Annotated in this window: 16 protein-coding genes; 6 read left to right on the top strand and 10 right to left on the bottom strand. The window is 66.8% G+C overall.

The genetic code is table 11. The features are described 5' to 3' along the window. Positions 1 to 130: 130 nt before the first annotated feature. Positions 131 to 1,513 (top strand): MFS transporter, encoded by a 1,383-nt coding sequence (locus tag J7I85_RS13050; protein WP_214852317.1) that lies wholly within the window; start codon positions 131 to 133, stop codon positions 1,511 to 1,513. Between the two features lie 267 nt (positions 1,514 to 1,780). Beyond that, the gene (locus J7I85_RS13045) at positions 1,781 to 2,473 is read left to right on the top strand and encodes a queuosine precursor transporter (protein ID WP_214852315.1); all 693 of its coding nucleotides are present in this window, start codon (positions 1,781 to 1,783) and stop codon (positions 2,471 to 2,473) included. Positions 2,474 to 2,535: 62 nt separating this feature from the next. Here J7I85_RS13045 and J7I85_RS13040 read toward each other — a convergent pair whose 3' ends face one another. From J7I85_RS13040 to J7I85_RS13015, 6 genes are all read right to left on the bottom strand, one after another. Then, positions 2,536 to 3,510: a type IV toxin-antitoxin system AbiEi family antitoxin domain-containing protein gene (locus tag J7I85_RS13040; protein WP_214852313.1), complete on the bottom strand. Its 975-nt coding sequence runs from the start codon at positions 3,508 to 3,510 to the stop codon at positions 2,536 to 2,538. An 84-nt stretch (positions 3,511 to 3,594) separates the two neighbouring features. Continuing rightward, on the bottom strand, positions 3,595 to 4,899 hold the full coding sequence (gene tgt, locus J7I85_RS13035; protein WP_214852311.1) for a tRNA guanosine(34) transglycosylase Tgt: 1,305 nt from the start codon (positions 4,897 to 4,899) through the stop codon (positions 3,595 to 3,597). A 33-nt stretch (positions 4,900 to 4,932) separates the two neighbouring features. Further along, a complete protein-coding gene (locus tag J7I85_RS13030) occupies positions 4,933 to 5,658 on the bottom strand; it encodes an SRPBCC domain-containing protein (RefSeq protein ID WP_214852310.1) in 726 nt (241 codons plus the stop codon). 90 nt (positions 5,659 to 5,748) lie between these two features. Continuing rightward, positions 5,749 to 6,879, bottom strand: coding sequence for a DUF6707 family protein (locus J7I85_RS13025; protein WP_214852309.1), 1,131 nt, complete (start codon positions 6,877 to 6,879; stop codon positions 5,749 to 5,751). Between the two features lie 85 nt (positions 6,880 to 6,964). Next, positions 6,965 to 7,504 (bottom strand): NUDIX hydrolase family protein, encoded by a 540-nt coding sequence (locus J7I85_RS13020; RefSeq protein WP_214852308.1) that lies wholly within the window; start codon positions 7,502 to 7,504, stop codon positions 6,965 to 6,967. A gap of 150 nt (positions 7,505 to 7,654) precedes the next feature. After that, entirely contained in the window at positions 7,655 to 8,383 is a 729-nt protein-coding gene (locus J7I85_RS13015; RefSeq protein WP_214852307.1) for a VOC family protein, read from the bottom strand. Between the two features lie 121 nt (positions 8,384 to 8,504). On the opposite strand from J7I85_RS13015, the gene J7I85_RS13010 reads away from it, so the two are divergent. Both J7I85_RS13010 and J7I85_RS13005 read left to right on the top strand, forming a co-directional pair. Continuing rightward, the gene (locus J7I85_RS13010; protein WP_214852306.1) at positions 8,505 to 9,113 is read left to right on the top strand and encodes a YdeI family protein; all 609 of its coding nucleotides are present in this window, start codon (positions 8,505 to 8,507) and stop codon (positions 9,111 to 9,113) included. A 108-nt stretch (positions 9,114 to 9,221) separates the two neighbouring features. Next, positions 9,222 to 10,931: a glycoside hydrolase family 32 protein gene (locus J7I85_RS13005; protein ID WP_214852303.1), complete on the top strand. Its 1,710-nt coding sequence runs from the start codon at positions 9,222 to 9,224 to the stop codon at positions 10,929 to 10,931. 51 nt (positions 10,932 to 10,982) lie between these two features. Here the strand turns inward: J7I85_RS13005 and J7I85_RS13000 are convergent, their stop codons facing one another. The 4 genes from J7I85_RS13000 to J7I85_RS12985 form a co-directional block, all read right to left on the bottom strand. Then, positions 10,983 to 12,146, bottom strand: a complete 1,164-nt coding sequence (locus J7I85_RS13000; RefSeq protein WP_214852301.1) for an ABC transporter ATP-binding protein — start codon at positions 12,144 to 12,146, stop codon at positions 10,983 to 10,985. Further along, a complete protein-coding gene (locus J7I85_RS12995) occupies positions 12,143 to 13,735 on the bottom strand; it encodes an iron ABC transporter permease (protein WP_214852299.1) in 1,593 nt (530 codons plus the stop codon). The genes J7I85_RS13000 and J7I85_RS12995 overlap by 4 nt, the downstream gene beginning before the upstream one ends. A gap of 4 nt (positions 13,736 to 13,739) precedes the next feature. Continuing rightward, on the bottom strand, positions 13,740 to 14,786 hold the full coding sequence (locus tag J7I85_RS12990) for an iron ABC transporter substrate-binding protein (protein ID WP_214852297.1): 1,047 nt from the start codon (positions 14,784 to 14,786) through the stop codon (positions 13,740 to 13,742). 163 nt (positions 14,787 to 14,949) lie between these two features. Beyond that, positions 14,950 to 16,206 (bottom strand): glycoside hydrolase family 76 protein, encoded by a 1,257-nt coding sequence (locus tag J7I85_RS12985; protein WP_214852295.1) that lies wholly within the window; start codon positions 16,204 to 16,206, stop codon positions 14,950 to 14,952. Positions 16,207 to 16,364: 158 nt separating this feature from the next. On the opposite strand from J7I85_RS12985, the gene J7I85_RS12980 reads away from it, so the two are divergent. Both J7I85_RS12980 and J7I85_RS12975 read left to right on the top strand, forming a co-directional pair. Further along, positions 16,365 to 17,195 (top strand): SDR family NAD(P)-dependent oxidoreductase, encoded by an 831-nt coding sequence (locus J7I85_RS12980; protein WP_214852293.1) that lies wholly within the window; start codon positions 16,365 to 16,367, stop codon positions 17,193 to 17,195. Continuing rightward, entirely contained in the window at positions 17,192 to 18,409 is a 1,218-nt protein-coding gene (locus tag J7I85_RS12975) for an acyl-CoA dehydrogenase family protein (protein ID WP_308159478.1), read from the top strand. The genes J7I85_RS12980 and J7I85_RS12975 overlap by 4 nt, the downstream gene beginning before the upstream one ends. The last annotated feature ends 69 nt before the right edge of the window (positions 18,410 to 18,478 follow it).

The raw sequence follows: 18,478 nt of genomic DNA, 5'->3' as shown, positions 1-18,478 counted from the left end.
AGTTTGGATGGAGTCCTTTGCTTCAGGAGCCAGCAGGCGCAGACGGGGAACCGCAGGTTCAGACGGCACGGACATCAAGCAAACACCCAACGGTTGCCGACGGCGGCGCCGGATCCAGGAAGGTTCATTGATGAGCACCCAACTGACCGAGTCGGCCCAGACGAGGAAGGCCGTAGGCAACATCCTCAAAGGCTCCGCCGGCAACCTCGTGGAGTGGTACGACGTCTACATCTACACGGCGTTTCTGGCCTACTTCCAGCCCCACTTCTTCAACTCAAAGGACCCGTTGCAGGGCGCCCTGGAAGGCATGGCGGTCTTCGCCGTCACGTTCCTGATGCGCCCCATCGGCAGCTGGTTCTTCGGCCGCTATGCCGACCGCAAGGGCCGGAAAGCAGCCCTGACGCTCAGCGTGACCATGATGTCGGCGGGGTCGTTCTTCATCGCTATCCTGCCCACAAAGGACGTGATCGGCGTGTGGGCGCTGGTTCTGCTGGTCTTCGCCCGCCTCGTCCAGGGCTTCTCTGTGGGCGGTGAATACGGCACCAGCGCCACCTATATGTCCGAGGCGGCGACGGCGAAGCGCCGCGGATTCTTCTCCAGCTTCCAGTACGTCACCCTGGTCGGCGGCCAGATGCTGGCCCTCCTGGTCCTCGTGGTCCTGCAGAACACCCTGGGCAAGGAAGCGCTGTCCGAATGGGGCTGGCGCGTTCCGTTCGCCATCGGCGGCGTGGCTGCCCTGGTGGTCTTCTGGCTCCGCCGCTCCATGGAGGAAACCCTGTCCACGAGCCAGGCTGAAGCTGCCGGCGCATCGGTGCCGGGCGAGGCCCAGCCGGGCACCATGAAACTGCTGCTGACCAAGCACTGGAAAGCCCTGCTGATCTGCATCGGCGTGACCCTCGGCGGCACCGTGGCGTTCTACACGTACACCAACTTCATCCTGAACTTCATGAACAACACCAGCGGCATCCCCAAGGAAACCACCTCGGTGATCAACTTCTGGGCGCTGTTCATCTTCATGCTCCTGCAGCCGGTCTACGGCATCATCTCGGACAAGATCGGGCGCAAGCCGCTGCTGCTGTGGTTCGGCATCACCGGCGTGCTGTTCACTTGGCCGCTAATGTCCACGCTGGCCGGCACGAAGGACCCCATGATCGCCTTCCTGCTGATGATCGGCGGCCTGTTGATCGTGGGCGGCTACACCTCGATCAACGCCCTGGTGAAGGCCGAGCTGTTCCCGGCATCCATCCGGGCCCTCGGCGTCGGCCTTGGCTACGCACTGGCCAACTCGATGTTCGGCGGCACCGTCCCGTTGATCGGCGCCGCGCTGCAGAAGTCCGGCCAAGTGGAAGTTCTCTTCACCTACGTCACCGTGGCCATCGGCATCTCGCTCCTGGTGTACATCTTCGCGCTGAAGAACAAGAAGCCCACGCACCTGGACCGCGAGCAGGGCACTGCCTGGTCCGCCGCCCCGGCCGCACGCAAGGATGACGACGAGGACCTCGTCAACGCCTGACCTCCAGTAACGAACAACACGGCAACGTACGACGGCGGGTAGCCGGCTCCGCGGTGACTCTCGGGTCCCGGGGTGGCGGCCCGCCGTCGTCGTTCCCGGGTTGGTGCGGTAACCGGGTGACGCACTCCCGGTGCCGGCAATGGTGGGACAATGAAGACCGGTTTCGGCGGCCAGCCGGCGGGACCGGTCCAGTGCTAATACAGCCGGCTGCCTCCCCGTTTCCGCAAGGGCCAGGCGGCCGAGCGAACCACTACGAACGGAACGCCCATGACCACCGCCCAGTCCTCCCTGCCGAAAGCGGCGCCAAAATTCGCCTCGGTCGGTTCCCCCTACTTCGGAACCATGCTCGCGGTCATGGCCGTGGTGCTGATCCTGTCCAACATCGGTGCCTCCAAGGGCGTGGCGATAGGTCCAATCGTCACGGACGGCGGCTTTTTCCTGTTCCCGCTGGCGTACATTCTGGGCGACGTCATCAGTGAGGTCTACGGTTTCAAGGTGGCCCGGAAGGCCATTGTCACCACGTTTGCCCTGTCCGTGTTCGCCTCGCTGTGCTACTGGGTGATCATTGCGCTGCCCGGCTTCGGCGACGATTTCGGCACCGCCAAGCAGGCCGCCCTCGAAGGTGCCATCGGCCCGGTTCCGCAGATCGTGCTGGCCTCGCTCTTGGCGTTCTTCGCCGGGCAGACCATCAACTCTTGGATCCTGGTCCGGATGAAGGCCCGCACCGGCGAGAAGTCCCTGTGGGCACGCATCGTGAGCTCGTCAGTGGCCGGGGAATTCGTGGACACGCTGATTTTCTGCAGCATCGCGGCCTCGGTGATCGGCATCAGTGACTTCGGCATGTTTGTGAACTACGTACTGGTGGGTTTCCTGTACAAAACCCTCGTGGAGTTCCTCTTCGTTCCCGTGACAACCCTGGCCATCGGCTGGGTCAAGAGGCGCGAACCGAGCTACGCGTAGTCCGGCGGCGCCGAGAGTTCCCCGTTTCGACGGTTCCCTGCCCGTTCGACGTTCCGCAACGTCTAGCTGGCAGGGAACCGTCGAAACGGGGCGGGCTGCGAATCATGCGATCGTGGGCTCAGCGCCCGCAATATCCGGTTTTTGAATTCCTGCTCGCGGAAAAGGTCCTTCCACTCGATCCGGACGATGATCCAGCCCTGCTCCATGAGCGCCTTTTCTCGGCGCCGCTCTTGAAACACGACCTCGCTCGTCGGCCGGTAATCGAAGTACTTTGTCTTGCCGTCGAATTCCAGTGCCACCTTCCGTCCGGGCCACGCAAAGTCCAGACGGTGCTCGCCCAACGATGTCCGTACCACGTATTGCGGCTCCGGCGGAGGGATCCTGAGTCTGTGGATGAGTTCCCGGGTCAGGCTTTCGCCGGCAGATTCGGCACGCGGATCCACCAGCTCCAGTGCCCGCCGCAATGCCACGACTCCATTGCGGCCCGCCAGGGCAGTGCAGTAATCCCGCAGCAGGGGCAGGTCGGCTCCCGCACGGGCGGCGTGATCCACGAGAATCAGGGACTGGCTCACGCTGAACATCAGGCAGCAGTCCACCACGGTCCGCTCCAACGAGGTGCAAGGCAGATCGTCAACGAAGGTCACTTCGCGGCTGCCCAGTTGCCGGGTGTGGGCCACCACGCCCCGCCCGTGGGAGGCGCCGGATGGGCAGCCTGCCTGGGTCAGATGGACCATATCGTCGACGCCCCACAGATGGAGCCTCTGCAGGCTGGCACCCGAGGTGTGGCTGTAGACGAAGCCGCCGGCCGACGTCGTGCGTGTACCGTGCGCATGCGCGTAAACCAGCTGACGCCGGCGGCCCGCTGCGTTCAGGCCGGTCCACCAGCTACCTCGCGCATAGCAGCCACGGCGCACCCTGATGAGGCTTCCTTCGCGAACCAGCTGGGTGAGGACCCGCGAATTCAGGCCGTACTGCAGGAGCTGTTCTGTGCGCCAGAGGTCCTCCGACATGGGCAACGCAGGGACACATGAGTTCATCTCTCCACCATGGCCACAGCAGCGACGGAGGCACAGAGGCTCCGGCTCCTATGTGGAGAACGCCGTTTCGACGGCGGGAGCCACCTAGGAGTAATACCGGCCCAGGGTCTCGGCCTTGAACTCGAAGAAGTCGCCGGACTCGATCGCGAGCCGCGCGTCGTCCACCATCTTCACCACGAAGCGCTCGTTGTGGATGGAGATGAGCGTGGCGGAGAGCATCTCCTTGGCCTTGAACAGGTGGTGGATGTACGCGCGCGAATAGTTCAGGCACGCGTAGCAGTCGCAGCCATCCTGCAGCGGGCCGAAGTCGCGCTTGTACTTGGCGCCGGACAGGTTGAAGCGGCCGTCGGGCGTGTAGAACGCCGAGTTGCGGGCCACGCGGGTCGGGGAGACGCAGTCGAAGGTGTCGGCCCCGTTCTCGATGGCCGTGAAGATGTCGTCCGGCTCGGAGATACCCAGCAGGTGCCGCGGCTTGTTTTCGGGCAGTTCTTCGTTGCACCAGCGCACAATGGTGCCCAGGTTCTCCTTCTCGAGGGCACCGCCGATCCCGTAGCCGTCGAACGCCATGGCACCGAGGTCCTGGCAGGCCTTGCGGCGCAGGTCCTCGTACTGGGCGCCCTGGATCACGCCGAACAGCGCCTGGTACGGCTTGCCCGAGCGTTCGGCAGTGAGCCGGAAGTGCTCCTCGATGCACCGCAAAGCCCAGCGCCGGGTGCGCTCCAGCGATTCCTCCTGGTATCCCCGCGAGTTCTGCAGCGTGGTGAGCTCGTCGAACGCGAACATGATGTCTGCGCCGATCTGATGCTGGACCTGCATGGAGATCTCGGGCGAGAAGCGGTGGCGGTCGCCGTTGAGGTGGCTCTTGAACCACACGCCGTCCTCGTCCACATGGGCCAGCCGCTCCTTGCCCGGCGCCACAGCATCGTCGGGCCCCGAGGTATCGACGGACTTCATGTCGATGACCTTTTTGAACCCCGACCCGAGGCTCATCACCTGGAAGCCGCCCGAATCTGTGAAGGTGGGCCCTGGCCAGTTCATGAAGGCGCCCAGCCCGCCGGCTTCGTCCAGGACCTCGGGGCCGGGCTGGAGGTACAGGTGGTAGGCGTTGGCCAGCAGTGCCTGGGCGCCGAGCTCAGCCATGGACTCGGGAAGCACGGATTTCACCGTGGCCTTGGTGCCGACGGCGATAAAGGCCGGCGTCTGGATCTCGCCGTGCGGGGTGGTGATGGTGCCGGTCCGGCCCAGGAACCCGCCTCCGTTGGCGCTCACCTGTTCGGCGGCGGGGCTGCATGTTTCGGTGAGGCGCTTGCCCACACGGAAGGAAAACTCGGACTGGCGGGCGGCCGGGGCCGGTGCAGAAGGGGAAGACAGTTCAGGATTGGCTGGCACGGTTCAAGTGTGCCAGCTAACAGCCGTGGACCTTCACTGGATAGGTTCTGATGTGGGGTAGTTCTCAGAGCGCCAGTCGTCCCACAGGGAGCGGATCGTTTCCATGCTGTTCGCGCCGAGATCGTACAGCGAGAGGATCACCATCGATCCGCCGTCGGGCCTTTTCTCGGGAATCACGGGCTGGTCGGCCACGATCAGCAGGCCCTCCCCGTGCTCCGCATAGCTGTGCACGGTGAGTCCCACCTGGTGGTTGGTCTTGTGCCAGACCCTGCCCGAGACTTCCTCGCCGGTGCCCAGGGTGAGTGCATATTCTTCGCCGGGGGCGGGGATGTCCTTGAGCCCGAGTTTCTCGATGGCGGACCCGCCGCTGCCGGGGACGGAGAAATAGCAGGTCCGGCGCTTGCCGTGGGGATGGCGCTCCAGTGCAAACCTCAGCTGCTGCAGGAAGATGAGCCATCCTTGGGTGATGTCCTCGTCCCACGCGGCCCATTCCGAGTTGTGGTCCACGCCGGCGCGGGTGACGCTGACCTCTGTCCCGGTGGGCACGGGTTTCAGCGTAAAGACGTCGCCGCCGTCGACGGTCAGTGTGGTGTGGTCCGGCCCTTCGACCACGTTCTTGCCGAAGTAGATCTCATTGATTTCGGCCGCCAAATCGTCGGCTTCCCAGCCATGCCACTGCGCGACTTTCGAGGGTTCGCGCAGCATCGTCCAAACCTGCGGCGCGTCCGAATTGATCACAAGGCTGAGATTGTTCGTCATGGCCTGAATCTACAACTTGGGGTGCAACCGGGCTAGAGGAATATCCGGTGGAAAGCGGGTTCAGTCGTCCCGGCGGCAGGCCTGGGCTGCCTAGGCCCGCACGGATTCCAGTTCGTTCGCAATCCGCCGCTCCAGTTCTGATCCGCTGATGGTCTGCGATCCGCCGTGGGCGCGAAGGAACAGCAGCGATTCCAAGCGCAGCAGCCGCCACTCGCGCTCCGCCTCATGGTTGGAGTTGTCGATGGAGCGGAAAATCTCTTTGTCGTACAGGTTCGGCTCGTTGAGAGAGCGCTGGCGCACCCTGGCCTGCATCCGCGCCTTGAACGGATCCGTCTCCTGGTTGTCCGGAGCCCGGAGCAGCTTCTCATACACGGCGGCCCGGCCCTTCTGCCCTGTCTGGCGGCACACATAGCTGGACAGCGCGAGCGACGCCTCCACCGATCCCCAGCGCCCCGGGTTGCCGTCGAAGGGCAGCACGTTCAGCAGGTCGGCTACCGCCAGCGCGGCCTCGGCGTCCTTGAGCATGACGAACAGCTCATGCGCGAGGTCGCTCAGGTCCTTCAGGCAGCTGCCGGACTTGGTGTTGATGCCCTTGACCAGCTTGTCGGCCAGCAGCTGCACCCCGGTGGAGTCCGGATGGGCCTCCGCCACGGCTTCCACCACGGACTCAGGCGTTCCCGAGGGCTCCGGGATGAGGGCCAGATCTTCGGCGCTGGGGCCGATCACCACCGGGGTGGTGGACGGCAAAGGAGGTACGACGACGGCGGGAGGCGCCGTCCGCGCAGGCTCCCCAGCACCGTCGTTCCCCACTACGGAGTTTCCCACAACGGAGTTCCCCACTACGGAAAGGGGAGTGCCGGCGTCGGACGCCTGGGCGTCCGACGGGGCGTCACCGTCCGCCCTTCTGGCGCCGTCTGCGAGGGCAGCACCTTCGACGACGGCAGCGGTCTTCACAGCGTGATTGGCGGCGTCTGCCGGGGAGGCGGAACCGTCAACCGCGGGTTCCGGGATCCGGACGGACGAGCCGGCAGCGATGCGCAGCGTGCCGCCGCCCGTGAGGGTCGCAAGGATGATGGCGGGGCTGCCGAAATCATCGGTTTCGACTTCCACGAAGTGGATTTCCGCGGACCGCTCGCCATCCGGCAAGAGCAGGTGGTCGCCCGCCCGCAGAGAGCCCGCCTGCTGTTCACGGTAGGTCTTGGCAGCTGCAGGATGGTTCATCGGGAGTCCTTAAGTTCTCTTGCGGTCCGCCCAACAGTCTACAAAGGAGAGGCTGCGAAGTCTGGGAGGCGCGGGCGCCCGGGCGTCAGCTGCCGACGCCGGCGTAGGCCAGGGCCTGGCGCACCAGGGCGCCGCGGCCGCCGGCGAACTCGAGCTGCACGCCGTCGCTGAGCACTTCCTGGGGCGTCATCCAGGTCAGCTCCAGCGCGTCCTGGCGGGGGTCGCATTCGCCGGTTACAGGGATGATGTAGGCCAGTGAAACGGCGTGCTGGCGGTCATCGGTGAAGCCGGTGTGGGAGGGCGCGGGGAAGTATTCGGCCACGGTGAAAGGCACCGGGCTGATGGGGAGCTGGGGGAATGCCAGCGGGCCGAGGTCTTTTTCCATGTGGCGCAGCAGTGCGGCGCGGATGGTCTCGCGGTAGAGCACCCGCCCGGAGACGAGCGACCGGACCATGGTGCCGTCCTCGTCCGCCTGCAAGAGCGTGCCCACCTCATTCACGAATCCGAGCGGATCCAGCCGGACCGGCACCGCCTCCACGTAGACCATCGGAAGCCTGCCTCGGGCTTCGAAGAGATCTTCGTCCGAGAGCCAGCCGGGGTTGGGGTCAGGGGTGCGCACGTTCATGAGTCATTTTTACCCCATCGCCACAGGTCCGGCCGCCGATGCGTGAGATTCCAACGCTTCGAGGCGGCCAAAGCGACGAGATATCACCCCTCGATTTGCCGTCCTGAACCGCCGCTGCGTCACGCCGGGGTACCGGAGCGGGGGGGGGGGCTACGACGGGCGCCGGGCGGAGATCCAGAGCGGTGCCCGCTGAGCTGCCGCGCCGTCGTTGTCCGGGTGGGGCACATGCAGGGTGCGTCCGAAGGCCTCCTCGGTCAGCGTAACGTCGTGTCCGGCGGCGGTGAGACGGTCCCGCAGGGCGTCGATGTCGCCGCCGTACTCGAACCCCAGCCCTGCGTGCGCCGCACCCGTGCCGGGGCGCGCCATCAGCACGCCGCCGTTCTTGGCCGTGAAATCGGCGGTTTCGTCGTCGTCCGGGACCGGCCGGAACCGTGCGCCGATGTCCCGCAGCGCCTGGGCGGCGGCCGTCACATCCTCGCTGAACCACACCTCCACCACCGCCAGCGCCGGATCCGCATCCGCACAGTGGGCCCCGTGGCTGGCCTTGTCGGCGAAGAAGCTGAAGCCGTCCGCGCCGGTGATCCGGCAGGAGTCGCCGTGGTCCGCGCGGACGAGTTCGGCGGAGGAAGTATCCGATTCCGCGCCGGACTGGTTGGTGCGCCGGGCAAATTCCTCGAGGTCGCCGACCTCCACGCCAAAGTGGGTGACGCCGTCCTCCGCTGCGCCCGGCTCGGCCTGGTGCAGCGCCAGCCGGCCGGCCCCGGCGTCGTACTCCCGCCAGGAGCCCTCGTCGGCGGACTTGATCATCCCCAAATCGGTGAGGAGCCGCTCCCAGGGTTCAACCCGGGACGTGAAGTGGATGGGGCGGACACGAAGCATGCTCTCTCCTCGAACTCGAAACACCTGGATCCCGAAAACGGCGCCGACATGGCCATGATGCCACGTCTTGAATCGCGTGGCACCGGGTTGAATCCGCAGGCGTGCGGGGCAGAATAGGCGCATGGCTGTAGAACTCGAGGAACTGCTGGTGCCTGACGCCGCCGCGTGGCGGACGTGGCTGGAATCCCACCACAGCGACAGCCCCGGCGTCTGGCTGGTCCTGCACAAGAAGGGCGGCAACGTCACCGAACTCGACTACGACGCCGCCCTGGACGAGGCGCTGTGCTTCGGCTGGATCGACGGCCAGGTCAAGAAGCGCGACGGCGACAGTTACCTCCAGCGCATGACCCGCCGGGGTGCCAAGAGCCCCTGGTCGGAACGGAACGTCGGCCACGTGGCCCGCCTTGAGGCGGAAGGGAAAATGACAGTCCCGGGCCGTGCCGCCGTCGACGCCGCTAAAGCGGACGGCCGCTGGGAGGCCGCCTATTCGGGACAGGCGACGGCGGAGGTCCCAACTGATCTGGCCGCCGCCATCGCGACCGTGCCCGAGGCGCAGGCCATGTTCGATGTGCTGACCTCGGTGAACCGCTACGCGCTGATCTACCGCACCAATTCGGTCAAGCAGGCCTCCACCCGGGAGCGGAAGATCGCCGGGTTTGTTGAGATGCTGGCCCGCGGCGAGACGCCGTATCCGCAGAAGAAGCGCCCGGTGCAGAATCCCGCTGGTTGAGCCCGGTGCTTCATTCCGCTGGTTGAGCCTGTCGAAACCAGTTGGCCGGGTCAAGGAGAAGGGCGGCCGCGCTAAAATTGGTGCCAACTCCAAACACGAACGGCGAACATGCAGCGGTATTCCCTACGCACGCTGAGCCCACGCGGGCGGTGGATTGCGGCGGCAGTGGTCCTGGCTCTGGTGTTGGCCGCGGCAGCGGTTATCGGCCTCGCCGGGCGTTCGGGCGACGGCGGAACGCAGGGCGGCGCCGGACCCCAAAGCAGCGGACACCAGGGCAGCGGCGCCCAGAGCGAAGCCCCGAAGTCGTTCAGCAGGCCGGGGGGCGCCTCGCAGTTCCGGCCTTCCTACCACCTGACTCCGGCCAAGGAGTGGATGAACGATCCGCAGCGGCCGTTCCTGCTGGACGAGGTATGGCACTACTACTACCTCTACAACGCGGACCACCCCGAGGGGAACGGCACCGAATGGTTCCACGTCACCAGCACCGATCTGGTCCACTGGAAGGACGAAGGCGTCGCCATCGAGAAGTTCAAGAACGGCCTCGGGGACATTGAGACCGGCAGCGCCGTGGTGGACCGGGACAACACCGCCGGCTTCGGCAAGGGCGCCGTCGTCGCCATCATGACCCAGCAGGACAAGGGCGTGCAGCGGCAGTCCCTGTTCTACTCCACGGACAAGGGCCACACCTTCAAGGCCGCCGACGGCAATCCGGTCATGGAGAACCCCGGCGCCCAGCACTGGCGCGATCCCAAAATCATCCGTGACGAGAACCGCGGACAGTGGGTTATGGCTTTGGCCGAGGGAGAGAAGATCGGCCTGTACACCTCAAAGGACCTCAAGGACTGGCGCTACGTGTCCGACTTCGAGCGGAAAGGCCTGGGTATCCTCGAATGCCCGGATCTCTTCCAGCTGGATGTCGACGGCGACCCCGCCAAACGCACCTGGGTCCTGGCCGCCAGCGCGAACGGCACCGCGGAAGGCCGGACCACCGGGGTGGCCTACTGGACCGGGACTTTTGACGGAACCACGTTCACCCCCGCGGATGACAAACACCAGTGGCTCGACGCCGGTGCAGACTTCTATGCGGCCGTCACCTGGGACGATCCACGGCTCCCGGAAAACGAACGGATGGCCTCCCGCCACGCGATCGGCTGGATGAACAACTGGACGTACGCCCGGCAGCTGCCCACCACGGACTGGCAGGGCGGCGCCGACTCGATCGTCCGGGACATCCGGCTGAAAACCGTGCAGGGCAGGCCTACCCTCGTCTCCACCCCCATCCCGGCCCTGTCCGCGCTGGACGGTGAAGCCAAGACAGCAGGCAGCAGGGCATTGACCCCGGAGGGCGCCGGCGAGCTTCCCGCGCCGGCAGGCGGCGCCTACCGGCTGGATGTGACCCTGGAACGTGCACCGGGCGACGACGGCACGGAGGCCCTGCTGAAACTTGGCAGCGGCGGCGCGGACTACGCCAGGGTGGGCTACAACTTCGAGGCGGGCACGGCGTGGGTGAGCCGGGCGGCGGTGGTGCCGGGCGCCGAACCCCTTGGACCTCTCTTCACCGAGCGGAGGAGCGCCCAGAGCCCGCCCCGCAGCGGCAGCGCTCAGGGCAGCTCACCAGGCAGGGGCAGCGTGGACCTGACCGTCTTCGTGGACTATTCCTCGGTGGAGGTCTTCGTGAACGGCGGGGAGCAGACCCTGACATCGGTGGTGCTGCCGCGGTCCGGCCAGCCGGCGGTCAGCGCTGCCACCGCCGGCGGGAAGCTGACGCTGAAGTCGTTCAAGTACACCCCGCTCGCCACCGTGCTGACCGCACGCTAGACGCACCGGTGCCTTCAAACAGCGGCGCCCAGCAGAAACGTCAGCGGAACGTCAGTCGGACTCGAGCGGGAAGGCCACGGCTTCCCCCACCACGCGCAGGCACAGTTCCGTGCCGGGCTGGGCGATGGACGCGTTCCAGTGCCGGATGGTGATCACTTCACCGCCGCCGGGATAGCGGTGGTCGGGCATGGCGCCGGCCAGCTTGGGCGGCACGGCAAGCTTGAGCCGCACGGTGGTTTCGGGGCCGAAGTAGTCGGTATCCACCACCACGCCGCGGATGGGCCCGTCCTCGGCGATCCGGATCTGCTCCGGACGCAGCATGAGCTGCACGCGGCCCTGCGCGGGCGGACGCCGGACCGGAATCCCGCCCAGCGAGCAGGTGGCCAGCGACCCCTCCATCCACGCATCGAGGATCACGGCGTCGCCCAGGAATTCGGCCGTGGCACGGTCCGCCGGCCGGGTGTAGACCACGAACGGGTTGCCGATCTGTGCCAGCTTGCCGCCCCGCATGACCGCCACCTGGTCCGCGAAGGACAGCGCCTCGGCCTGGTCGTGGGTGACCAGGATGGTGGTCACGCCGGCCTCGTTGAGGACCTTGGCCACCGCCCGCCGGGTGGCCACCCGGAGTCCGGCGTCCAGTGCTGAGAACGGCTCGTCCAGCAGCATGAGCTCGGGTTCCCGGGCCAGTGCCCGGGCCAGGGCGACACGCTGCTGCTGCCCGCCGGAGAGCTGGTGCGGCCGGCGCTTGGCCATGGCCGTGTCCAGCGACACCATTTCGAGGAGTTCGTTGACCCGGGCGTTAACCGCGCGGCGGCCGCCGTCGAGCTTTGCGGCACTGAGCCCGAACGCGATGTTCTGCCCCACGGTCAGGTGCGGGAACAGCGCTCCGTCCTGGGCCACGTAGCCGACGTGGCGCTTGTGCGCCGGCTTCCATACGCCGTCGCCCGCCACGGGGGAACCGTTCAGCGAGATGCTGCCGGTGCCCGGGTGTTCAAAGCCGGCGATCAGCCGGAGCAGGGTGGTCTTGCCCGAACCCGAGGGGCCCACGATCGCGGTGGTTCCGCCCTTGGCCACGGACAGGTTCACGCCCTTGAGGACGGCCTGCGAGCCGAAGTTCTTGGTGACGGCCTCGATCTCCAGATGGCTGTTGGTGCTTGGCGCCACGGACCGTGAGATCCGCGGTTCCGGAAGCCTGGACGGGGATTGTTCGGTCACTGTCCCGCTACTTTCTTGGACTGCTGGAAGAGCAAATAGGTCATGGGCGCCGAGATCACGATCATGAGCAGGGCGTACGGCGCCGCGCCGGCGTAGTCGATTTCGCTGCTCTTGCTCCAGAACTCGGTGGCCAGGGTCCGGGTTCCGTTGGGGGAGAGCAGCAGCGTGGCGGTCAGCTCGTTGGCGATGCCAAGGAAGACGAGCGCCGCCCCGCCGGCCGCAGCGGGGGCGGTGAGCCGGAGCGTCACGCGGATGAAGGACAGCAGCGGAGGCGTGCCCAGGGCCTGGGCCGCCTCATCCAATTCCTTGGGTGCCTGGGCCAGGCCGGCACGGATGTTGACCAGCGCGCGCGGCAGGAACAGGAGGATGTAGGCGGCCACCAGGACGCCGGCTGTCTGGTAGATGCCCGGGACCAACCGGATGCTGACGGTGACGAAGGCCAGGGCCACCACGATGCCCGGCATGGAGCTGGTGACGTAGTTGGAGAGTTCCAGGGCCTTGCTGAACCAGCTGGCATGCCGAACGGCCAGGTACGCCATGGGGAAGGCGACAACGGTGGTGGCCGCCGCGCCGGCCAGCCCGTACAGCAGGGTCTGCCACAGCGCCGGAACGAATTCGTCAGCCGCCCAGATGTCAGCACCGCCGGCAATGATCCAGCGCAGCACGAACAGCAGCGGCAGCCCGAAGGCAAGCAGGGTCAGGCCGAGCAGGGCCAGCTGGGCCGGTACCTGGTAGACGTGAAGCGGCAGGCGCAGGGCTTTGGCCTGCGCGCCGGACCCCACGCGGGCGTACCGGGCGGTGCCGCGGCTGCGCACCTCGACCAGGAGCAGGAGGAGGCAGAAGAACACCAGCACGCTGGCCAGCATGGTGCCTGCGGCGCCGTTGAACGTGGACTGGTACTGCACCATGATGGCCGTGGTGAACGTGTCAAAGCGGATCATCGCGAAGGCGCCGTACTCGGCCAGCAGATGCAGTGCCACCAGCAGCGCGCCGCCGGTCATCGCGATCCGGAGCTGCGGCAGGACCACCCGGAAAAACGCCCGCCAGGCCCCCAGGCCGAGGGACGCAGCCGACTGCTCCACGGCGGGATCCAGCCGGCTCAGCGTCGCGGCGGCGGGAATGTAAACCAGCGGGAAGTAGGAGAGCGTGGCGATGAGCACGCCGGAAAACAGCCCGTGCAGGGACGGCACGGCGGAGACCCACGCGTAGCTGTTGACGAAGGCAGGGATGGCCAGCGGCGCCGCGAGCAGCACCGCCCACACCTTCTGCCCGCGCAGCGTGGTGCGTTCCACGAGCCACGCGCCGCCCACGCCCAGGATGAGGCACAGCGGCACCGTGAGCACGGTCAGGAGCACGGTGTTGAGCAGCAGCTCGCCGACGCGCGGGCGCACGATCAGTTCAAAGGCGGTGTCCCAGCCCGTGGCCGCGGTCATCACCGCGACGTAGCCGAGGGGGACGAGTGCGAACAGGGCGATCAGCACCGCCATGACGCCTACCGCGGAAACGCCGAAAGGCGGGCGGGGGCGCTTGCCCCGGCCCGCCGTCGTCGTGCTTCCGGATATCTCCGGTGCCGATACTTGCGTGGTCACAGAATTAGAGCAGTCCTGCCTTGGTCATCAGCTCGGTGACCTTCTCGGAGTTCAGCTTGGCCGGGTCCACGGTGGGAGCGGCAAGTTCCTTGACGGGAACCAGCTTCTCGTTGGCGGGGACGCCGGAAGCGATGGCGTACTCGAAGGACGTGCCCTTCTGCAGGACTTCCTGGCCCTTCTTGCCGGTGATGAACTTCAGGAAGGCCTGGGCGTTCTCAGCGTTCTTCGAGGACTTCAGCACGCCGCCGCCGGAGACGGACAGGAACGCGCCCGGGTCCTGGTTCTTGAAGTAGTACGGCGTGACGTTCTTGGAGTTCTCGCCGGTCTTCGCCTGGTCGCCGTAGTAGTAGTAGTGGTAGATCAGCGCGGCATCGACCTCGCCGGCGTTCACTGCCTTCATGGCGGTGCTGTTGCCCTTGTAGGCGGTGAAGTTTTCCTTCATGCCCTTCAGCCATGCCTCGGCAGCGGCTTCGCCCTTGAGCTCAACGAGGGCGGAGACGATGGCCTGGAAGTCGGCGCCGCTCGGGGAGGCTGCCCACTTGCCCTTCCACTCCGGCTTGGCCAGGTCCAGCATGGACTTCGGCAGCTTGTCCTCGCTCAACTTGTTCTTGTCGTAAACCAGGACGGTGGAGCGGGCGGCAATGCCGGTCCACTTGTTGGTGCTGGGGCGGAACTCCGCCGGAACCTGGGCCACCGTGTCCTTGTTGACGTCGGCGAACAGGCCGGCGTTCTCCACCTGCGCCATTGCGGGGGAATTCTCGGTAAGGAAGACGTCCGCCGGTGAGGCTGCGCCTTCCTGGACGATCTGGTTGGACATCTCGGTGTCGTCACCCTGGCGGAGCGTCACCTTGATGCCGGTTTCCGCGGTGAAAGCGTCCACCCATTCCTTGGTGAGGCTTTCGTGCTGGGCGTTGTAGACCGTGATCTCGCCCTTGGACGCGTCAGCCGAGGACGAGGCAGCGGGGGAGGTGTTGGAGCCGCAGGCCGAGAGGCCAAGGGCTGCGGTGGCGGCGATCGCGATGCCGGCCAGCGCTTTAATGCGGATCTTCATCGGGGTGCTTCTTTCTGCAAAAGTCTCGTGGGCAAGGCCCTCTGTGAGCTGGGGAAGTAAGGCAAAGCTCACTCGAAAAACTGTAGGTTAGCCAAACCTAAGTACCAAGCGACAAGGGCTTTAAGTGATGAGGATCACATCAATTACGAAACTGTTGCGTGTCCTAATTGGCGCTTCCCTTGGCCGCCGTTGCTGAAGCCGCCGCCACTGACGCCGCCGCCTCCAGTGCCATCCAGGCCTGAAGCTGGGTGGAAAGTTCGACGGCGGCACCCAGTGGGTATGTGTCGCTCGCCGGCCGCCGGGGTTCGAAGGAGAACACCGGTTCGCCGGCCCGTCCGTGGCGGGCCAGCGGTTCGCCCGCCGCGATCAGCCGGCGGCCAGCCCAGAGGGCCCCGGCTGTGCCGGTGACCAGCCCGGCGGCAGTGGTCCGGACGTCCTGCGGCAGCCGCTGGTCGTTGGCGGCGAGTGCCAGGTAGCGGGCGAGGATGCCGGTGAACAGCCCGCCGTCGCCTGTACCGTCGCAGCGGAGAATGCTGCTGGGCGCGGGGCCGCCGGTGGCAGTGCCGCCGTCCTCCGGCACGGTGAGGTGCGCTGCCACTGCCCGCACCACGGTCGATGCGCGTTCCAGATTGGCGGTGCCGCCGAGCTCCAGCAGGGCGCCGAGGACGGGCCCCTGGTTGTAGGTGTAGATGGCGTCCTCCAGCACCGTCTCCCCGGTGCTGCGGACCCGGATTCCGTCCAGGTAGAGGCCGCGGGTGGAGTCGAACAGCCGCGCATCCAGCCAGTCGAGCAGGGCCTGCGCCTTGGCGACGTTGCCCGTGCGTGCATAGTAGAGCGCCACCGGTGCCGTGGCCGGGGTGTTCTTGAAGTCCCGCTGGGTGCTCCAGAACGTGCCGCCGCCCAGGTCGTCGGTGGATGCCGAGTCGAACTGCAGCGTCAGGCTCTTGCGGATCCTCTCCTGCCGCCGGGGGCTGGGACGGCGGCTCTCCTCGGCCAGCCGCTCCAGCCGGAGTGTGGACAGGGCCAGCCAGGCCATGTCGTCGTAGTAATGGTTGACGAGCGTCAGGAAATTCCGCAGCCGGATGCCGGTGACCAGCCGCGAAGCGAGCTGGCCCGCACTGGGGCGGGTGCCGCCGTCGAACTTTTCCGGCGGCCGCCCCGCCCTCCCGAGTTCGCGAAAGCCTGCGTCCACGAGGCAGTCCAGGTAATGCGCCTGCCACCAGTAGTGCCACGGGCGGCGGAGGTTTTCGATGCGGCCGGAGGGGCGGGCGGTGGCTGCGAGGTGCGTCCCCGGCAGGAAGAACAGCCGCTGGCCGAACAGGTGCGTCACCGACCGCGCGGCCTCGTCGGCCCGCTCTGCCCAGGCCGTTGCGGCGGCGGGGACGGCATCTGGGGTGGCGTCAGCATCTGGCTGGATCATTCGGCCAGCCTAGCGAACCGCCAGACTGGCGACCCGCCAGCGTGGCGAGCCGGGCGGGGCGGGATGCATCCGCCGCCCATTTCAGTTAACATTCACTAACTAACGTTCGCGGCCGGGATCCGGATCCGCATCGACCGGTTCCGCATCAAGGAGGATGTATGGAAATTGAGGGTTCCGTCGCGCTCATCACGGGCGGTGCATCCGGCCTGGGCGCCGCCACGGCACGACGACTGTTCAATGCCGGCGCCTCTGTGGTTCTCGCCGACCTCGGCACCTCGGCCGGTGCCGCGTACGCCGACGAGCTGAATGCGGCCGGCCCGCAGAACCTTGCGGGCATCGCTTCAGGCCGCGAGGTGGCAGCCCCCAAAGCGGTTTTCGTTCCTGCGGACGTGACCAGCGAGCATCAGGTGCAGGCCGCTGTGGACGCCGCCGTCGGGATGGGACCGCTGCGGATCGTGGTGAACTGCGCCGGCATCGCCACGCCGGGCAAGGTCCTGGGGCGCGACGGCGTGCTGCCGCTGGAGACCTTCCACCGCGTCATCCAGATCAACCTGGTGGGGACCTTCAACGTGGTCCGGCTGGCCGCCGCCGCGATGGCCGCCACTGAGCCTGCTGTCACCGAGCTTGGCGGAGAGGAACGCGGCGTCATCATCAACACCGCCTCAGTAGCCGCGTTCGACGGGCAGATCGGCCAGCCTGCATACGCTGCATCCAAGGGCGGCGTGGCCGCCATGACCCTGCCTCTGGCCCGCGAACTGGCCCGATCCCTCATCCGGGTGGTGACCATCGCACCCGGGATTTTCGAGACCCCGATGATGGCCGGGCTGCCGCAGGAGGCGCAGGAGTCACTGGGCCGGCAGGTGCCGCACCCGTCCCGCCTGGGCCGGCCCGCCGAGTATGCAAACCTAGCCGCGCACATCGTGGAGAATGCCATGCTCAACGGCGAAACCATCCGCCTCGACGGCGCCATCCGGATGGGCCCGAAGTGACCGGCACCGCGCAGGCGATATCCGCCGTGGACTCCCTGCCCAGCGCTGACTTTTTCGGCTACGAGTCGTTGCTCAGCGCCTCCGAGCAGCGCAAGCTGGGCGAACTGCGGGACTTCCTGGCCGCGGAGATAGCGCCGTTTGCGGGGGACTGGTGGAACAAGGCCGAATTTCCGGCGCACATCCTCCCCAAGCTGGCCGCCCTGGAGCTGAGCACGCCCGCCCAGCGCGGCTACAGCCACCTGTTCGCTGGACTGGTGATCGCGGAGATGACGCGCGTTGACACATCGATCGCCACGTTTTTCCTGGTCCACCACGACCTCTTCGTCGAGTCGCTCTACCGCTTCGGCTCCGGGGACCAGCGGAACCGGTATCTCGACGACGCCTCGAACCTCAGGACCACGGGTGCGTTTGCCCTGACCGAACCGGGCCACGGCTCCGACGTCGCCGGCGGCATGGAGACGCGGGCGCGCCGGATATCGAGCCGCACGGGAGTGGCCGACGCCGCCGGGGACGGCTGGGTGCTGAACGGCGCCAAGCGGTGGATCGGCAACGGGACGTTTTGCGATTACATGCTGGTGTGGGCCCGGGACGAAGCCGACGGCGCGGTCCGCGGCTTCATCGTAGACGCCAGCCTGCCCGGAGTGAGCCGCAGCCGGATCGAGAATAAGATCGCGCTGCGCACCGTGCAAAACGCCGACATTGTTTTCGACAACGTGCGGGTTGCCGAGACCGACCGCTTTGCCGGCATCAGCAGCTTCGAAGACACCAACGAACTGCTCCGCGGCTCGCGCATCATGGTCGCGTGGCAGGCCGTGGGGCAGCAGCTGGCGGCGTTCGACGTCGCCCGGCAGTACGCCGTCGAACGCCACCAGTTTGGCCGTCCGCTGGCGAGGTTCCAGCTCATCCAGCAGCAGCTGGTGTCCATGCTGGGCAACGCCGTCGCGAGCATGGGCATGATGGCCCGGATCGCGCAGCTGCAGGAGCAGGGTGCCGGGATGGCGCAGGTGGCGCTGGCCAAGTCGTACACGTCGGCGAGGATGCGCGAAACCGTGTCGATGGGCCGGTCCATTCTGGGCGGCAACGGCATCGTCACGGACTACCGGATGGCCAAGATCTTCGCTGACGCCGAGGCGATTTACACCTACGAGGGCTCGTACGAGATCAACACGTTGATCGTGGGCCGCGCAGTCACGGGCGTCTCCGCAATCACCTGACGGTTCTGAGCGCGAACGGACACTTATGGCCCTGCGGTCCGGGGGCTTAAGTGTCTGTGAGGATTGTGG

Source organism: Arthrobacter sp. ISL-65 (assembly GCF_018613795.1).
Classification (GTDB): Bacteria; Actinomycetota; Actinomycetes; order Actinomycetales; family Micrococcaceae; genus Arthrobacter.
The sequence above is the reverse complement of the archived record's forward strand: the minus strand, read 5'-3'. Positions and strand labels throughout refer to the sequence as shown.